Source organism: Longimicrobiales bacterium (assembly GCA_035764935.1).
In the GTDB taxonomy this organism is placed as follows: domain Bacteria; phylum Gemmatimonadota; class Gemmatimonadetes; order Longimicrobiales; family RSA9; genus DASTYK01.
The window spans coordinates 1-15,216 of the sequence record DASTYK010000147.1; the positions used below are offsets into that span (position 1 = coordinate 1).

The 15,216-nt window shown below is 68.3% G+C and carries 15 protein-coding genes; 4 read left to right on the forward strand and 11 right to left on the reverse strand.

Annotated features, from left to right (window positions below; translation table 11 throughout):
* From VFU06_11960 to sdaAA, 3 genes are all read right to left on the reverse strand, one after another.
* The coding region (locus tag VFU06_11960; protein HEU5210098.1) for a hypothetical protein at nt 1-348 on the reverse strand (348 nt) is incomplete at its 3' end.
* Nucleotides 345-1,022, reverse strand: a complete 678-nt coding sequence (gene sdaAB / locus VFU06_11965) for an L-serine ammonia-lyase, iron-sulfur-dependent subunit beta (protein ID HEU5210099.1) — start codon at nt 1,020-1,022, stop codon at nt 345-347. The genes sdaAB and VFU06_11960, both read right to left, overlap by 4 nt.
* Nucleotides 1,023-1,031: 9 nt before the next feature.
* Nucleotides 1,032-1,916 carry an L-serine ammonia-lyase, iron-sulfur-dependent, subunit alpha gene (sdaAA, locus tag VFU06_11970; protein HEU5210100.1) on the reverse strand — a complete coding sequence of 295 codons (885 nt, stop codon included), beginning with the start codon at nt 1,914-1,916 and terminating at the stop codon, nt 1,032-1,034.
* A 262-nt stretch (nt 1,917-2,178) separates the two neighbouring features.
* Between sdaAA and VFU06_11975 the strand changes: the two genes are divergently transcribed.
* Together VFU06_11975 and VFU06_11980 are read left to right on the forward strand one after the other, a co-directional pair.
* Nucleotides 2,179-3,456, forward strand: a complete 1,278-nt coding sequence (locus tag VFU06_11975) for a serpin family protein (GenBank protein ID HEU5210101.1) — start codon at nt 2,179-2,181, stop codon at nt 3,454-3,456.
* A complete protein-coding gene (locus tag VFU06_11980; GenBank protein HEU5210102.1) occupies nt 3,453-3,980 on the forward strand; it encodes a flavin reductase family protein in 528 nt (175 codons plus the stop codon). The genes VFU06_11975 and VFU06_11980 overlap by 4 nt, the downstream gene beginning before the upstream one ends.
* Nucleotides 3,981-4,008: 28 nt before the next feature.
* On the opposite strand, the gene VFU06_11985 is transcribed toward VFU06_11980, so the two are convergent.
* The 8 genes from VFU06_11985 to VFU06_12020 form a co-directional block, all read right to left on the reverse strand.
* Nucleotides 4,009-4,506, reverse strand: a complete 498-nt coding sequence (locus VFU06_11985; protein ID HEU5210103.1) for a c-type cytochrome — start codon at nt 4,504-4,506, stop codon at nt 4,009-4,011.
* Nucleotides 4,503-4,886 carry a hypothetical protein gene (locus VFU06_11990; GenBank protein HEU5210104.1) on the reverse strand — a complete coding sequence of 128 codons (384 nt, stop codon included), beginning with the start codon at nt 4,884-4,886 and terminating at the stop codon, nt 4,503-4,505. The genes VFU06_11985 and VFU06_11990 overlap by 4 nt, the downstream gene beginning before the upstream one ends.
* A complete protein-coding gene (ctaD, locus tag VFU06_11995; protein HEU5210105.1) occupies nt 4,886-7,426 on the reverse strand; it encodes a cytochrome c oxidase subunit I in 2,541 nt (846 codons plus the stop codon). Before ctaD ends, VFU06_11990 begins: the two co-directional genes overlap by 1 nt.
* A 3-nt stretch (nt 7,427-7,429) precedes the next feature.
* A complete protein-coding gene (gene coxB, locus VFU06_12000; GenBank protein ID HEU5210106.1) occupies nt 7,430-8,446 on the reverse strand; it encodes a cytochrome c oxidase subunit II in 1,017 nt (338 codons plus the stop codon).
* Nucleotides 8,443-9,012: a c-type cytochrome gene (locus VFU06_12005; protein HEU5210107.1), complete on the reverse strand. Its 570-nt coding sequence runs from the start codon at nt 9,010-9,012 to the stop codon at nt 8,443-8,445. Before VFU06_12005 ends, coxB begins: the two co-directional genes overlap by 4 nt.
* On the reverse strand, nt 9,009-9,842 hold the full coding sequence (locus tag VFU06_12010) for a substrate-binding domain-containing protein (protein HEU5210108.1): 834 nt from the start codon (nt 9,840-9,842) through the stop codon (nt 9,009-9,011). The genes VFU06_12005 and VFU06_12010 overlap by 4 nt, the downstream gene beginning before the upstream one ends.
* Nucleotides 9,839-11,689, reverse strand: coding sequence for a methanol/ethanol family PQQ-dependent dehydrogenase (locus VFU06_12015; GenBank protein ID HEU5210109.1), 1,851 nt, complete (start codon nt 11,687-11,689; stop codon nt 9,839-9,841). The genes VFU06_12010 and VFU06_12015 overlap by 4 nt, the downstream gene beginning before the upstream one ends.
* A 197-nt stretch (nt 11,690-11,886) precedes the next feature.
* Complete coding sequence (locus tag VFU06_12020; protein HEU5210110.1) at nt 11,887-14,451, reverse strand: DUF5916 domain-containing protein; 2,565 nt, start codon at nt 14,449-14,451, stop codon at nt 11,887-11,889.
* Between the two features lie 279 nt (nt 14,452-14,730).
* On the opposite strand from VFU06_12020, the gene VFU06_12025 reads away from it, so the two are divergent.
* Complete coding sequence (locus tag VFU06_12025) at nt 14,731-14,970, forward strand: hypothetical protein (GenBank protein HEU5210111.1); 240 nt, start codon at nt 14,731-14,733, stop codon at nt 14,968-14,970.
* A gap of 1 nt (nt 14,971) precedes the next feature.
* Entirely contained in the window at nt 14,972-15,199 is a 228-nt protein-coding gene (locus tag VFU06_12030) for a hypothetical protein (protein HEU5210112.1), read from the forward strand.
* Nucleotides 15,200-15,216 lie beyond the last annotated feature (17 nt).

The window sequence follows — 15,216 nt, forward strand, 5'->3', positions numbered from 1 at the left end:
GAGATCGACGTCCAGCAGCCCCGGCAGCAGCGTCTTGGTGTTCTGCACGCGCGTGTCTGCAGTGACGATCAGCTCGCCGGTGACGAGGAATGCGGCGGAGATCTCCTGCTGCAGCGTCGTGTGCGCCAGGTCGACCATGTCCACCTCGCTGACCGTGACCTCCGGCACGCGAAAGATCAGGATGATCGCGATTATCGCGGCGAGCAGCATGCCGAGCGCGAGGAGCGCCGCGCAGCCTCCGCGGCTGCGGGACTCCGCGGCGGAATCCGTCGCGGCGTGCGGCACATCGCCGGGCTGCGTGCCGGCTTCGTCGCCCGGCGGCTGACGGCCCTCTGGCGTGTCGCTCATCCGCCTGCGACCTGCTCGACCCGGCGCGCCCAGCGGAGCCAGGAAAACTCGCGCAGGTCTTCCAGCAGCGTGTCCGGAATGGGTGCGTCCGCCTCGATCGTCATGAGCGCGTCCTTGTGGCGGCCGGTCCGGTCCACACGCATCGTGGCGAGGTTGATGTTCTCGGCGGCAAAGCGGCTGGTGATCGTCATGATCGTGCCGGGCTCGTCGCGCGCGAGCACGACGAGCGTGTGGTAGTCGCCGCCCAGCGATACCGGAAAGCCGTTCAGCTCGGTGACCTCGATGCGTCCACCGCCGATCGACGCGCCCGTGATGTGCACGGTTTCGCCCTCCCGCGTCAGCTCGAATACCACGCTGTTCGGATGCGCGTCGTCGCCGAGGTCCACGTTCTCGAAGGACCACTCCATGCCGGCGTCCTCGGCCTCGTGGAACGCCTCGCGCAATCGCAGGTCGTCGGGCGGCAGGCCGATCAGTCCCCCCACGATGGCGCGCTTGGTCCCGTGACCGTCACCGGTTGCAGCGAACGAGCCGTGCAGCCGGATCAGCGCACGCTCCGGCATCCCGCCCAGGATCGCGCGTGCGACCAGGCCGAGCCGGCAGGCACCCGCGGTATGCGAGGAGGACGGCCCCACCATCACGGGACCGAGGATGTCGAACAGGGATACGAGGATCATCGTCTACGCTCAGCGGCTGGCACCCGTCGGCTGACGCGACGGCTGGATCTGCACGAGTTTGCGTGCGGACGGCGTCGCCGCCAGCCCGCCCATGGCCGTCTCACGGTACGCGACAGGCATCCTGCGCCCGACCTCGCCCATCACGTCGATCACCTCGTCGGCACTCACCGGGAAGTCGCACCCGGCGAGTGCCATCTCCGCCGCGGCGATCGCCTGCATTGCCGCCGACGCATTGCGGTAGATGCACGGCACCTCGACCAGCCCGCCAATGGGATCGCAGATGAGGCCGAGCATGCCCTGCAGCGAGAGCGCAATCGAGGTCGCGACCTGCTCGTTCGTGCCGCCGTTGATCCACGTCACTGCCGCTGCGCCCATGGCCGCGGCAGTGCCGGTCTCCGCCTGGCAGCCGCCTTCGGCCCCCGAGATCGACGCCCGCTGTGCGATCACGGCACCGACGCCGCCCGCGACGAGCATGGCGTCGATGATGGTGTCCTCGTCGAGATCCAGGAACTCGCCCGTGCTGATCAGGATCGCGGGCAGCACGCCCGCGGCCCCGGCGGTCGGCGCTGCGACGATCAGGCCCATTGCGGCGTTGACCTCCAGCGTGGAGATCGCGCGCGCGAGTGTGATGGTCACGCGCTCGCCGAGCAGCCGCGGCCCGTTGTCGATGAGCCGCTTCGCACGGCCGCCCGTCAGGCCCGAGGCGGAGTGGACCTCGCCCTTGAGCCCCTCGGTGATCGCTGCCCGCATCACCCTGAGGTTGCGCTGGATCCTCGCGCGGATGTCGGCCGGGTCACGCCCGGTTTCCGACGCTTCCTTCGCGAGCACGACCTCCGGCAGGGAGCACCCTGACTCCGCCGCGGCGGCCAGGAGTTCTTCGATGGATCGATGCAAACGGCAGCTCCCGCGTGACTTCGCCCGGGACAGACGTCGGTGCGACGGCCCGGATCGTGGCTGCTGGTGCGCTCGGCCGGCCCGCGGCCACACCAGAACCAAGCTACCGCCTCCCGGCCCTTCATTCAAAGTGGGGCAGCACGGGTATGTTCGTCGGAACGGCCTGCGGCGGCGCCGATTTCGCGTGTGCACGTCACGAACGCTGCGACGTCCTCGTTACAGGAGTAGCGAACTGCACCGGTACACCATCCACGGAGGAGCCATGCGACGTCGCACCACACCCCTCCTGTCCCCGGGAGGCTTCACGGCAGCCGCCCTCCTGGCGGTGCTCGCACTGGGCTGCGCCTCGGACCCGTCCGGGCCGGGTGCTCCGAAGCTGATCGAGCTGCCGCGCGACCTGGCCGAGACCGAGCAGGGAGTGATCCGCGCTTCCAACCGCTTCGCGTTCGACCTGCTGCGTGAAGCGCACGCGCGGGAGCAGGACCACCCCAACGTGGTCCTCTCGCCGTTCAGCGCCTCCATGGCGCTCGGCATGACGATGAATGGCGCCGCCGGCGCCACGTACGATCAGATGCACGCGATGCTGGACTTCGCGGACCTGGCGCCGGAGGAGGTCAACGCATCCTACCGCAGCCTGGTGGACATGCTGCTCGAGCTGGACCCGCAGGTCGAGCTCGCCATCGCGAACTCCGTATGGGCCCGGCAGGGGATGCCCTTCCTGCAGTCGTTCTACGACGTGGTCGCACAGTACTTCGATGCCGAGGCGCGCACGCTCGACTTCGATGCGCCCGATGCTCCCGATGTGATCAACGCGTGGGTCGCCGAGAACACCGGCAACCGGATCCAGAGTATCGTCGAGAGCATCCGACCGACCGACGTGATGTTCCTGATCAATGCCATCTACTTCAAGGGCGACTGGCGCGAGCAGTTCGAGCGCTCCAGCACGCGACCGGGCGAGTTCCGCCGCGAGGATGGCACCACGGTGCAGGTGCCGATGATGAACGCGAGTGACATGCCCGTCCGGCTCGGTCACGGCGATGGCGTCGCGATCGGCGAGCTGCCGTACGGCGGCGACGCGTTCACCATGGTCATCGTCGTTCCGACGGCGGATACGCCGGTGTCGGAGGTCGTTGCTTCGCTGGACGCCGAGACCTGGAACCGCTGGATGCAGTCGCTCGGAGATCTGCGCGGGGCGCCCGTGTCGATGCCGCGCTACGAGGTCGAGTGGATGGGTGTGCTGAACGAGACGCTGAAGGCGCTCGGGATGCAGGATGCCTTTACCGGCAGCGCCGATTTCTCGCGGATGGCGGAGCAGCCATTCGCCGACGACCTGTTCGTGGAGGACGTCGTACAGAAGACCTGGCTGCGCGTGGACGAGGAGGGTACCGAAGCGGCAGCGGCAACCTCGGTGGGAATCGGCGTGGTTTCGATGCCGGCCGGCCTGCGGGTCGACCGCTCCTTCCTGATGGCGATCCGCGAGCGGCACTCCGGCACGATCCTGTTCCTGGGAGTGATCGACGACCCTAGCGACGTTTCATGAGCACACGCATCGGCGGTTCGGCGCGCGGCGGTGAGGCCGATGCGCAGGATTCGAGTGCGGAGCTGAAGCAGGCCTTCCGCGCCGCGCTCGCACACTGGGCGAGCGGCGTCACCGTGGTCTCGGTGCGGGACGAACCGAACGTCTTCGGCACCACCGTGACCGCCTTCACGTCCGTGTCGCTGGAGCCGCCGCTGGTGCTCGTCGGTCTCGGCCCGAATGCCGTCGTCCGCCCGCTGCTCGAGACCGGCTCTCAGCTGGTCGTCAACATCCTGTCGACGGAGCAGCAGCGTACCGCGACGATCTTCACGGACACCGGCCCGCTCGGCCGTGAGCTGTTCCCGCCCGATGGACCGCCGGTGCTCCAGGGCTCGCTGGCCAGCCTGGTCTGCACTGTCGATGCGCTGCATCCGGCTGGCGATCACCTGGTCGTGATCGCGCGCGTGCACGACGTGCGCATGGGCAGTGGGGGCGCCCCGCTGATCCGGTACGACCGGACATGGCGAGCGCTGGAGCAGGGAGGCTGAAGCGTCCGGCGAACAACCGGGCGCCGTCTCAGAGCGCGTCGAGCCAGGACCGCGGCAGCAGCGCGGGCGGGCCCCTGCGCGTCGTACCCAGACTGAAGAGGTAGGCCGCGACATCACGCGCCTCTGCCCGGTCGAGCCCGACCGCCGGCATCGCCGTGAGTGAGTCGATCGACTGCGGGTCCATCAGCCAGCTCACCAGTGCGTCCGGCTCGTTCGGCACACGACCCGCGATGTAGGCGCGTGCGCCGAAGCTCGTGAGCGGCGGGCCGACCAGCCCGCGCGCACCCCGAACACCCGGTACGACGTGACACGCGCCGCACCCCGCGGTCGCGATGATCGCGCGCCCGCGCTCCACATCCGCGCCAGGGATGCGAGCGAAGGCGGCTTCCTGCTCCCGGCACCCTGAAGCGGCAAGCGTCGCGAGCAGCGCAAGGTGCGCGATCCAGCGCGACCGGCCATGCAGTGTCGCGGCCGCATGCTTACGCAGAACAGTGCGCCACCATACGGGGCGCCATGCAGTTCTCATGGTGAGCACACCGGCACGAGGAACGGCGACATGCCATTCAACACGATCAGCGCGACGAACAGCGCCGCCAGCATCACGCCGATCATGTAGATCAGTCCTTCGTGGCCGCCGGACTCGTTCAGTGCGTGCGTCCATGATGGCGCGTGCTGCACGCGTCGCCACTCGCGCAGTGCCAGTGCGCCCGCGGCGATTCCCAGCGCACCGAAGATCACGGTCAGCACGGCCACCGTCACCTTCGCGCCGCCCCACCCGGTGGTGCAGGCGAGCGCCACGACGACGTAACAGGTGGCCAGGTGCAGCGTCCACGCGAGCGCACCACCGAGAAACGCGATCACCTTGAGGTGGTTCGGCGTGCGTGACTGCAGCTCCTCGTCCGCCATCACCAAAGCTCCGGGGACAGGTAGATCGTGAACGCGGAGATCAGCCAGGCCGGGGCCACGAACCACGCGACCAGCGCAGCATTCCATGCGACACCGCGACCACGTCGGTCCCCGGCCGCGAACAGCGCCCAGGCGAGCCCGGCACCGAGCATCGCGGCCAGCACCAGGTGCAGCAGGATCTGGAAGCAGATCAGGAACAGTACTGCTGACGCATGCGCATCGGTCGCCGCCGCCAGGCCGCTGCCCGACCAGGCCCGCCACAGCAGCGGGACCGTTGCTACCGTCGCGGCAAAGGCCACTGCGAGCGGAGCGCCGAGTGCCGGCGTTGCATCACGCTGGATGCGCCGGACACCCATGAACATCGCGCCGGCGGCCAGCACGGCCAGCAACAGCACGGCTGCAGCGGTCCAGGCATTGTCCGGCGTGAACGCGGGCCACCAGGGCGAGGGCCCCTCGCCGACGTAGTAGTAGCTCGCGACGAGGGTCAGCAGCGCGGTCGCCATGATCGTCAGGAACACGAGCGTGCCCCAGAACCCGCTGGAGATCGGTCCTGCCACCGCGAGCGGCAGGCGGTCGGGGTCCTCGTCGTGCTCGGGAAAATCGGCCAGCGCCTGGCGCCCGGCATCGTCAGGCCAGAACCAGCCGAACAGTGCGATCAGCGTGGCAACGCCGCCGATCCCGGCGAGGGCGGCACTGTCGAGCAGTGCGCCCGCGAAGAGGAACACGAATGCGATCGACATGATGAACGGCCAGATCGACGGCCCGGGGATCTGTGCGATCGCGAGCGGCCGCGCGTCCTGCACGGTGACGATGAGAGTGCCGCGCCAGCCGATCGGCTTCCAGTCGAAGTCGTCGAGCTGGCGCTTCAGCTTCGGGTCCTCCGGCTCGAGCGAATCCTGCTCCCACAGTGGGTGGCGGCTGCGCACGACCGGCAGTGCAGGGAACTGTGCCTGCGGCGGCGGCGAGCTCTGCGACCACTCCAGCGTGTCGGCCTGCCACGGGTCGTCACCGGCCTCCTCGCCATTCTTCAGGCTCCACAGCACGTTGACGACGAACAGCAGCACACCCAGCGCGAAGCCGACGGCGCCGATCGTCGAGATCATGTTCAGCGTGTCCAGCGGCGTACCACCCGCATACGTGTACACGCGTCGCGGCATGCCCAGGATGCCCGAGACGTGCATCGGGAAGAACGCTACGTTGAAGAAGACGAACATCATCCAGAAGTTCCACCGGCCGAGCCGCTCACTCGTCATCCGTCCGGTGATCTTCGGCAGCCAGTAGTAGAGCCCGCCCACCAGCGGGAACACCACGCCGCCGATCAGCACGTAGTGGAAGTGCGCAACGATGAAGTAGCTGTCGTGCGCCTGCAGGTCGAAGGGAACCGACCCCACCATCACGCCCGTCACCCCGCCGAGGGTGAAGATCACCAGGAACCCGATCACGAAGAGGAGTGGCGTGCGCCACACCGGCCGGCCGGTCCAGAGGGTGCCGATCCAGGAGAACATCTGGATGCCGGTCGGAATCGCGATGATCGTGCTGGCCGCGGCGAAGAATCCCATCGCCGTCGGCGACAGCCCGGTCGTGAACATGTGGTGCACCCAGAGACCGAAGCTGATGAAGCCGGTCGCGAGCAGCGCGAGGATGACGAGTGGGTAGGCGACCAGCGGACGTCGTGCGAACACCTGCACGAGGTGCGAGACGATCCCGACCGCGGGGATGAACATGATGTAGACTTCCGGGTGCCCGAACACCCAGAACAGGTGCTGCCAGAGCAGCGGCTCGCCACCCGCCTCCGGGACGAACCAGGAGGTCAGCCCCTTCCGGTCCAGCTCCAGCATGGCCGTGCCGACGATCAGCGGCGTGAACGCGAAGATGATCATGAACGCCGTGATCAGCATCGCCCACACGAATACGGGCATGCGGTTCAGCGACATGCCGGGAGCGCGTGTGCGCAGGATCGCCACGATCAGCTCCGCCGCAGCGCCCATGGCAGCCACCTCGGCCACGCTCAGGCCGATGTCCCACCAGTCCATGTTGATCGCGGGCGAGTATTCGCGGTTGGTGAGCGGCACATATGCGAACCAGCCGCCGTCCGGCGCCGCACCGAACAGGAAACTCGAGTACAGGAAGATGCCGCCGAGCACGTACGTCCAGTACGACAGCGCGGTGAGTCGCGGAAAGGGCAGATCGCGCGTGCCGAGCAGCAGCGGCATCACGTAATTGGCGATCGCCTCGATGAACGGGATGACGAACAGGAACATCATCGTCGTGCCGTGCATCGTGAAGAGCTGGTTGTACGTCTCCGCGTCCAGGAACGTGTTCTCCGGCGTGCCGAGCTGGATCCGCATCAGCAGACCCATCACGCCGCCGAACAGGAAGAACATGAACGCGGTGATCATGTAGCGCTGCGCGATCGGGATGTTGTTGATCGTGCGCAGCTTGCCGATCAGTCCCTTCGGTGCCGACCACGTCTGCTCGAACCGCTCCTGCTCGGCGCGGCTCATGCCGGGCGGTGGATCGAAGACAGCGAAACGGCCCATGCGCTACTCCAGGCGCTGGAGGTAGTCGACCAGCACGTGCAGCTCCTCGGGCGTGAGCCGCATCCGCGGCATTCGTGCGCCCCGCTTGAGCGCCTGCGGGTTGGCAATCCACCCCGCCATGTGGCCGCGCGTGTTCGGCACGGTACCCGCCGCCAGCTCGAGCCGGGCGCCCACGTGCGTCAGGTCGGGGGCAATGCCGGCGCGTGCCGGTGTGCCGCGGATCGAGTGGCACAGGCCGCAGCCCGCGTCCAGGAACACGCGCAGCCCCGGCTCGCCAGCCGACGTCGCCACCGCCGGTCCGGACGCATGGGCGAGCCACGCTTCGAACTCGTCCGGCGCGTGCGCGATCACGAGCAGCTCCATGCGCGTATGCTGCAGTCCGCAGTACTCCGCGCACTTCGCCTGGTAGACGCCCGGCCGTTCGGCGTGCAGCCAGGTGTGCGTGGTGCGCCCCGGGATCAGATCGATCTTTCCCTGCAGCTCCGGCACCCAGAAGCTGTGGATCACGTCGACCGACGTGAGCCGCACCGGCACGCGCACGCCGATCGGGATATGGATCTCGTTCGCGGATTCGAAGCGGAGCTGCGGCAGAGAGTCGTTCACGTATCGCACCTGCCACCACCACTGCCGACCTGTCAGCTCGATGGCGAGCGGGCCGCTCGCGCGCATCGGGGCGAGCCCGGCAAGCGTCAGCATGGTCGCGACGAACAGCACGAGCAGCAGCACGCCGGGCACGACCGCCCCGCCGATCACGATCCAGCGGATCACCGGACGGTCCTTCTCCTCCGTCCAGTCGCGCACGTCTTCCTTGCGGTGCAGGACCGCATACGCCGTGAGAACGATGACCACGATGCTGACCACAGCCGACAGCACGATCGTCGCCCACGTCAGCATGGCGATCAGCTCCGCACCCTCACCCGAAGGCCGGAGGAAGTTGCCCTGCCGCGCACATCCGCTGCATGCCAGTGCCATCGCGGCCGGCCAGCAACCGTGCAGGCGCGCAGGGGCGTGTTCGGTCATGGTCGGCGTGGTGCGCTGCTGATCCGGCTCGCGCGCTCGGGTAGTGTGTGGATGTACGCAACGATCTTCCACACGACCTCATCCGGCAGCTCGTGCCACGCAGGCATCCCGTTGGGTCGGCCCTGCACGATGGAGAGGTATACGTTCGCGGGCGCACCCCCGTAGATCCACAGTGTGTCACTCAGTGGCGGGCCCATACCGCCACCGCCGAGCGGTGCGTGACAGCCCGAGCAGTTGAAGTGGTTGAAGAAGATCTCGCCTTCCGCGATCGCGTTCTCGTCGTTCACGAACGGGTTCGTGATCGCACTGTCACCGCCGGGGCCGACGGGCGTGAGCGTCGTCACGGCAACATCGAGCAGCGATGCGCCCGCCGGCGGACCCTGCTGCGCTGATTCCGTGTCGGTCGGCCGACTGCTGGCGCCGCCCGCACCACCGCCGCCGGTGCTGCCCCCCTGGCCGGCACTGCTGCCGCGCTGCCCACTCGCTGTTGCGTCCGGTTCCGCGCCGCCGTCACATGCGGGAGCGAACAGGAAGACGATGCCGGCGAGCAGTGCGGCGATCCTCATTCGGTCGCTCCGGCGTGCGCGTCCACGCGCGGGACGCCGTACTCCGTGAGCAGCGCATCCACGTCCGCCTGCCTCCGGACGAGCACCTGCTCCAGCTCGTCGCGCAGCGCGGTGTCCTCGCGCCGGACGCCCAGCGAGATGTCGAAGACGAACGGCAGGAAGGGCAGGTCGACCTGCGGCGAGACGGGAACGATCTCCAGTGGAATCGGCTGCTGCTGCGCCGCCCAGCCCGCCAGCGGTCCCCACGCAACCGCGACGTCGATCTCGCCGCTCGCAACCGCCTCGATCAGCCGGGTCGGCGGGTTGGGCTGCCGGTAATCGCCGTATACGAGGTAGCCCGCAACGTTGCCGACGATGCCGCGGCTCCCGAGCGCGTGTGCCGGGGGCGGGTTGTAGCCGTCGTCGCCGATGATCGGCACGCCGATGCGCACGTCGCGCAGGATGCTGTCGTCGAAGCTGCGGACCTCGAAGGGAGCGTCGGAGCGGTACACGAACACGTACGTCGAGCGGTAGTAGGGGCGCGTCGCGAGCGCCAGCTCGAAGCTGCTCGGGATGCCCATGACCACGTCGCACGTGCCCGCACGCAGCGTGTTGCGGATGAAGCCGCGGCGTTGCGCCCACCAGGTGTACTCGACACGTGCGTCCAGCTCGTCCGCAACCAGCTCCGCCAGCCGGTTCTCGAACCCTTCACCGGCCTCGTTGGAGAACGGCAGGTTGTTCGGATCGGCGCACACCCGCAGAACGCGCTGCGGCTGCGCCTCGCGGGCCGCGACGAGCACACCGGCCCCGACGAGCGCAAGCAGCGCGACGCCGAGCAGTGCCGCTTTCACCTGCGTGGAAGCGCGAACACGTACAGCATTCCGCCCTCCGTCGTGTGATCCGGCAGGTCCGTCATCGCGCCCACGAAACCGAGCGCGCCGTAGGGCACGCTGGTGTCCAGCTGCCCGGAGACCACGGCGCCCGACCAGCCACCCACACCGGACAGGATCGCCACGTACTGCCGGCCATCCGGGCCGCGATACGTGACCGGCTGGCCGATGATGCCGGAGCCCGTCCTGTGCTGCCACAGCAGCTCACCGGTGCGCGCGTCGAGTGCCTTGAACCAGCCCTCCATGGTGCCGTAGAACACCACGTCGCCCGCGGTCACGAGCGCGCCGCTCCACGCGGGAAACCATTCGTCGACCGACCACGCCTTGCGGCGGTTCACGATGTCCCAGGCCATGAAGGCGCCGCGGTGGCCGTCGCCCGGTGCGGCATACATCTGCACCTCCGCACCGACGAACGGTGTGCCAGCGATGTAGTTCGCTTCCAGCCCCTGCATCGACATGCACAGGTGGTTGTGCGGCACGTACAGCAGTCCCGTTCGTGGCGAGTACGCCGAGGGTTGCCAGTCCTTGCCGCCCGGCGCGGCCGGGCAGATGTCGTGCACCGTGTAGCCGGTGCCCGGCTGCTTCGCGGCGACGTGAACCGGCCTGCCGCTCTCGAGATCGACTCGCTCCGTCGTGGTCACGTACGTGTACGGGTCCGCTGACAGCACTTCGCCCGTTTCGCGGTCGAGCACGTACATGAAGCCCGTGCGCTCCGGACGCACGAGCACTTTGCGGAGCCGACCGTCGATCTCGAGGTCGAGCAGGATGTTCTCGTTGATGCCGTCGTAGTCGTACAGGTCGTGCGGCGCCCACTGGTAGAACCAGCGCGCAGCACCCGTATCCGGGTCACGCGCGAAGATGCCGGCCGTCCACAGGTTGTCGCCCGGCCGCTGATCGGGATTCCACGGACCCGGATTCGCCGTGCCGTGATAGATCAGGTCGAGCTCGGGGTCGTAGGAGATCCAGCCCCACATCGTGCCGCCGCCGATCTGCCAGTGGTCCGGCGGCCACGTGCTCACGCCGAGATCCTCGCCCACGTACTGCGGGTAGTGCGGGCGGAAGTCGTCGCCGATCAGCACGTCCTCGTCGGGTCCCGTGCTGTACGCGGTCCAGACCACTTCGCCGCTGTTCGCATCCAGCGCCTTGACCCAGCCACGCACGCCCATCTCGCCGCCGCTGTTGCCGACCAGCACTTTCCCCTTCACGACCAGCGGCGCCATGGTCACGGTTTCGCCGATGTTGATGTCGCCGACCCGCGTCTTCCACACCTCCTCACCCGACTCCGCGTCCACCGCCACGGTGTGTGCATCCAGCGTGTTGTAGATGATCTTGCCTTCCCAGTACGCCGCGCCGCGGTTCACCACGTCGCAGCAGGCGACGCCCTGCGCCGCGCGTGCCGGCCCGGGATCGTAGCGCCATCGCAGCGCGCCGTCGCGCGTCAGGTCGAGTGCGAAGAGCGTGTTCGGATACGGCGTCACGACGTACATCGTGTTGTTCACGATAAGTGGCGCCGCCTCGTGGCCGTTCAGCACCCCCGTCGAAAACGTCCACTCGAGCTGGAGGTCCGACACGGTCTGCGTGTCGATGTCGTCCAGCGTGCTGTAGCGGGTGCTCGCGTAGTTCTTCGCGGGCATCACCCACTGGCCGTCGTCAGCCTCGCTCGCGCTGGCGATCGTCACGTTATCGCCGAGCGCGGCAGGCGTGCTCCGCGCAATGCCCGTCTCGCTCTGCTCCGGGTCGCCGGCGCAGCTCAGGAGGAGAGCAGCAGGAACAGCCATGATTGCGGCGTTGAGCGCAGGCCGACCCATCTGGGCTCCGGTGGAGGGACGCGATCACTGATCGCTGGAATGCTGCCTGACGCGGATCACGCAGTCGTGGCGTGCGCACCGCGTCGCAAGCGATGTACCACATACAATTGCCCTGCTCCCGTGTGGCAGCAGGCTTCAGTGGAGAGACAGGAGGGGGACCAGCCGGCGGCGAGCTGCGGGTTTGGACCGCAGCAGGATCAGGGCGTGAACCAGTAGCTCGCCTTGAGCACGAAGATGTTGTCCGGCTGCGCATCGAAGAGCGCGCGACGGTCACGACCGAACTCGAAATCGCCGACGCCCGGTGCATAGTCGGCCCGACTCTGCTGCCATGCCGCGTACAGCGTCGAGCCGGGGCGCCACTCCCAGCGGAGCACCGCGGTGCCGCGCAGGCTGCGCAGGTTGAAGTCGAGATCGGGAACCGCTCCCGCGTATGGCTCGAACGTGTACGTCCTGGGTGCGGCGAGGTAGCGTGCGTCGCCGTACTCGCCGCTGGAGATGAACGGCTGTGCGTAGACCTCGAGCGACAGGCGCGGATTGAACGTGTAGTTCAGGCGTGTCTCCATTGCGAGCGTCGTCTGGTCGAGCGGCGCGAACACGTACTGGCTGCCGAACGTGGGCTCGTAGCCGGCGTCCGGGATGGTGCCGACGTACTGTGCCGGCACGTACGCGCGCGAGAGCTGGGGCGTGAGCGTGAGGTTCCACCGTGGCGAGACCTTGAACACGACTTCCGGCCCGATCCCCCAGTACCAGCCGTCGAACTCGGTGCGCTCCCCCTCGAGCCGCATGCCCCAGGAGATGTTCTGGCGCGGGTCACCGGACAGGTAGATGTAGCCGTTGGTGTTGGCCGGACGAACGGCGATCGGCCCGCCGCGCGTGAGGCGGTCGTCGTTTGCGCGCAGCGAGTGGGTGATGCCCGTCTGGATGAGCCAGTAGCTCAGGTGGCGCCAGGAGGTCGAGAGTGTCAACCAGTTCGCGATCATCTCGTTCGCGTAGTTGCCCTCGACGCGGGCGCGGCCACTGATCGTGTAGTTGCGCCAGAAGCTGCCCGGCCGCTGCTGCAGGTAGTGCAGGGTGAGCTGTGCGTCACGGCGATCGGTGCGGTAGTTGAAGCCGAGGTCGTTGATCTCGTACGATGGTGTCGTCGTCGCGACCTGTACCTCGCCGCGCCAGTGCTCGCCGGCCTGTCGCCCGAGCGCGAGCAGCGCGGACGCTCCCGTCATCGACGTCGTGCCCGCGTCGACGGCGAGGTGATCGGCATCGGGGCGCTGGAAGAAATGGTTCGATGCCGTTTGCACGGCGACCATCGCTTCGGGAGTGCCCCGGATGTGGCTGAGCGCGAGGTTGCCGTACACGACCCAGCTCCGGTTTGCCCACTCGTGGCGGCCGTCGAACCCGATTGCGTAGGCGGATGAGCGGAGTGCCGCCTCGAGCGCGGGCTCCCCGAGATCGCGGTGCGTCATGGTGACCATCGAGCCGATCGAGCTCTGCCCGCTGCGCATGTCGCGGCGCGCGCGCGCCACGAAGTAGTTCGTCAGTGGCTCGACGGCCATCGTCGCGTCGCCTTCGTCCGTCCGGAAGGTCGCTTCCTCGCGAGCCGTGACCGCCTCCATCATCCCGAGCGACCACCCGCCGGCGGTGCGGCCTGACAGCTTTGCCGCCCCCAGGATCGTCGTGGCAGCAGGCACGTCTGCGCGGTTGGACGGGGGTGTCAGCTGCGGCTGACGACCGACGCGCCGCGTGTAGAACAGCGTACCCGTGTTGCCGCCGCCGAAGCCGAAGATGTCACTGCCCTCGATGAAGAACGGACGCTTCTCCTCGAAGAACGTCTCGTACACGCCGAGGTTGATGACGGCGGGATCCACCTCGACCTGGCCAAAGTCCGGGTTGATCGAGGCGTTCAGCGTCATGTCGCTGGTCACGCGGTAGCGCGCGTCGAGCCCGCCGGAAACCGCGTGCTCGGAGTCGCTGCGGAAAGGATTGGTGCCCGGATCGACGTACTCGCCGCGCGCGACGACGTAGGGCAGCAGCTCGAGCCGCTCACCGGCGGACACGTCCTGCACGCCGAGCAGGTGACCGTAGGCAGGAATTCCGCCGCGCTGCGATTTGGGCGTGTAGGTCGTGACGGCATACTCGCGTCGGCGGCCGATCAGGCGCTCGAGCTGGATCCCCCACACCTGCTGCTGCGCCTGGTTGAAGCGGAGCTGGCTGAACGGGATCCGGTACTCCGCGGTCCAGCCCTCTTCGTCGATACTCGTCGCGACGTCCCACACCGCGTCCCACGAGTTGTCGTCCTCCTCGCCGCTCGGCGTCATCGACTTCACTGCGTCGCGCTGTACGCCGCTCGGGTTCACGTCGAAGACGAAACCGGTCTGGTGCCCGTGATAGCTGTCGATCACGACGCCGAACCAGTCCGCGTCCAGCAGCGGCATGTCGCGCCGTCCGAGTCGCGTCGTCACCGGGCCGTCGTCGAAGAGACGGGCGCCGATGTAGAGCGCATCGTCGTCGAACAGGATGCGCACTTCCGTGCGCTGGCTCACGGGCATGCCCTCGTCCGGGTCCATCTGCGTGAAGCCCGCGATCACCGGCGCAGCGGCCCATGCCGGCTCGTCCAGTCGGCCGTCGATGTGGAGCGCGCCCTGCGCACGCACCGCCTCTGCCACCGGGCGGTCCATGTGTCCATTGCCGTCCATGAGCTGGGCGGCCGCCGGAGAGGGAAGGATCATGGGAGCGACGAGTGCCGCGACTCGGATGAAGCGCATCATGACGTCTCTCGAGGACGGGATTCGCCGCCCGGCGCCGCGGTGACAGGGATCCGCGCCAGCAGCGGCACCGTTGATGAAGGAAAGCACCGGAATTGTATGGCCGATGCACCTGTCCGCGGAAGAGAGTCCGGGCGAGCCGGGCGGCCGCCGTGACCGATGCCGTCCCGCGCGCCGTGGATTGCGCGCACCGTGCGGTGGATTGCGCCGGTCGTCCCGCCGCGTGCTCCGGGGGCATACGCCTTGCCCCTCAGGCCTGTACACCCTGACCCGGAGGAGCACATGCCGGAAGAACACGGCAGTCGCGGCATCAGCGAGCACGAGCATGCGGACCGGCGCCACAACGCCGAATCGACGCGACCCGTTCCCGCGATCACCGGCGACGAGGCAACACCGCGCGACAACGAGAGCGACCGGGACAGGATCGCACGCGCGGCCGGGGCGATCGGTCCCGACACGGTGACCGATCCGCTCGAGCTGATGCGGCTCGACGACAGGCCGGGCCAGCGAAAGGAGCGTTGACATGCCGGACGAACGCCAGGATTCGATCCGCCAGGGCATCGGTGCCCCGGACGAAAGCGAGATCGGACAGGCTGCGCGTGAGAAGCGGCGCCTGCGCGACCGCGAGACACCGCCGATGGACAGCGCCATGGGCGGCACGTCGGACGTCGATTCGCCCGCAGACGAGGCGCAGGAGCGCGCCGCGCGGCGGGAGTCGGAGCGGGACGGCGCGAGCCGGAAATCGAAGTAGCGCCGGCTCGAGCCTCC

Excerpts from the sequence above, each read along its gene's own strand:
- ctaD (HEU5210105.1), bottom strand. The coding sequence starts at position 7,426 with ATGGGCCGTTTCGCTGTCTTCGATCCACCGCCCGGCATGAGCCGCGCC.
- coxB (HEU5210106.1), bottom strand. The coding sequence starts at position 8,446 with ATGACCGAACACGCCCCTGCGCGCCTGCACGGTTGCTGGCCGGCCGCG.
- VFU06_12015 (HEU5210109.1), bottom strand. The coding sequence starts at position 11,689 with ATGGGTCGGCCTGCGCTCAACGCCGCAATCATGGCTGTTCCTGCTGCT.
- VFU06_12020 (HEU5210110.1), bottom strand. The coding sequence starts at position 14,451 with ATGATGCGCTTCATCCGAGTCGCGGCACTCGTCGCTCCCATGATCCTT.
- VFU06_12030 (HEU5210112.1), top strand. The coding sequence starts at position 14,972 with ATGCCGGACGAACGCCAGGATTCGATCCGCCAGGGCATCGGTGCCCCG.
- VFU06_11985 (HEU5210103.1), bottom strand. The coding sequence starts at position 4,506 with ATGAGAACTGCATGGCGCCCCGTATGGTGGCGCACTGTTCTGCGTAAG.
- VFU06_12005 (HEU5210107.1), bottom strand. The coding sequence starts at position 9,012 with ATGAGGATCGCCGCACTGCTCGCCGGCATCGTCTTCCTGTTCGCTCCC.
- VFU06_11990 (HEU5210104.1), bottom strand. The coding sequence starts at position 4,886 with ATGGCGGACGAGGAGCTGCAGTCACGCACGCCGAACCACCTCAAGGTG.
- sdaAB (HEU5210099.1), bottom strand. The coding sequence starts at position 1,022 with ATGATCCTCGTATCCCTGTTCGACATCCTCGGTCCCGTGATGGTGGGG.
- VFU06_12025 (HEU5210111.1), top strand. The coding sequence starts at position 14,731 with ATGCCGGAAGAACACGGCAGTCGCGGCATCAGCGAGCACGAGCATGCG.
- VFU06_11975 (HEU5210101.1), top strand. The coding sequence starts at position 2,179 with ATGCGACGTCGCACCACACCCCTCCTGTCCCCGGGAGGCTTCACGGCA.
- VFU06_11980 (HEU5210102.1), top strand. The coding sequence starts at position 3,453 with ATGAGCACACGCATCGGCGGTTCGGCGCGCGGCGGTGAGGCCGATGCG.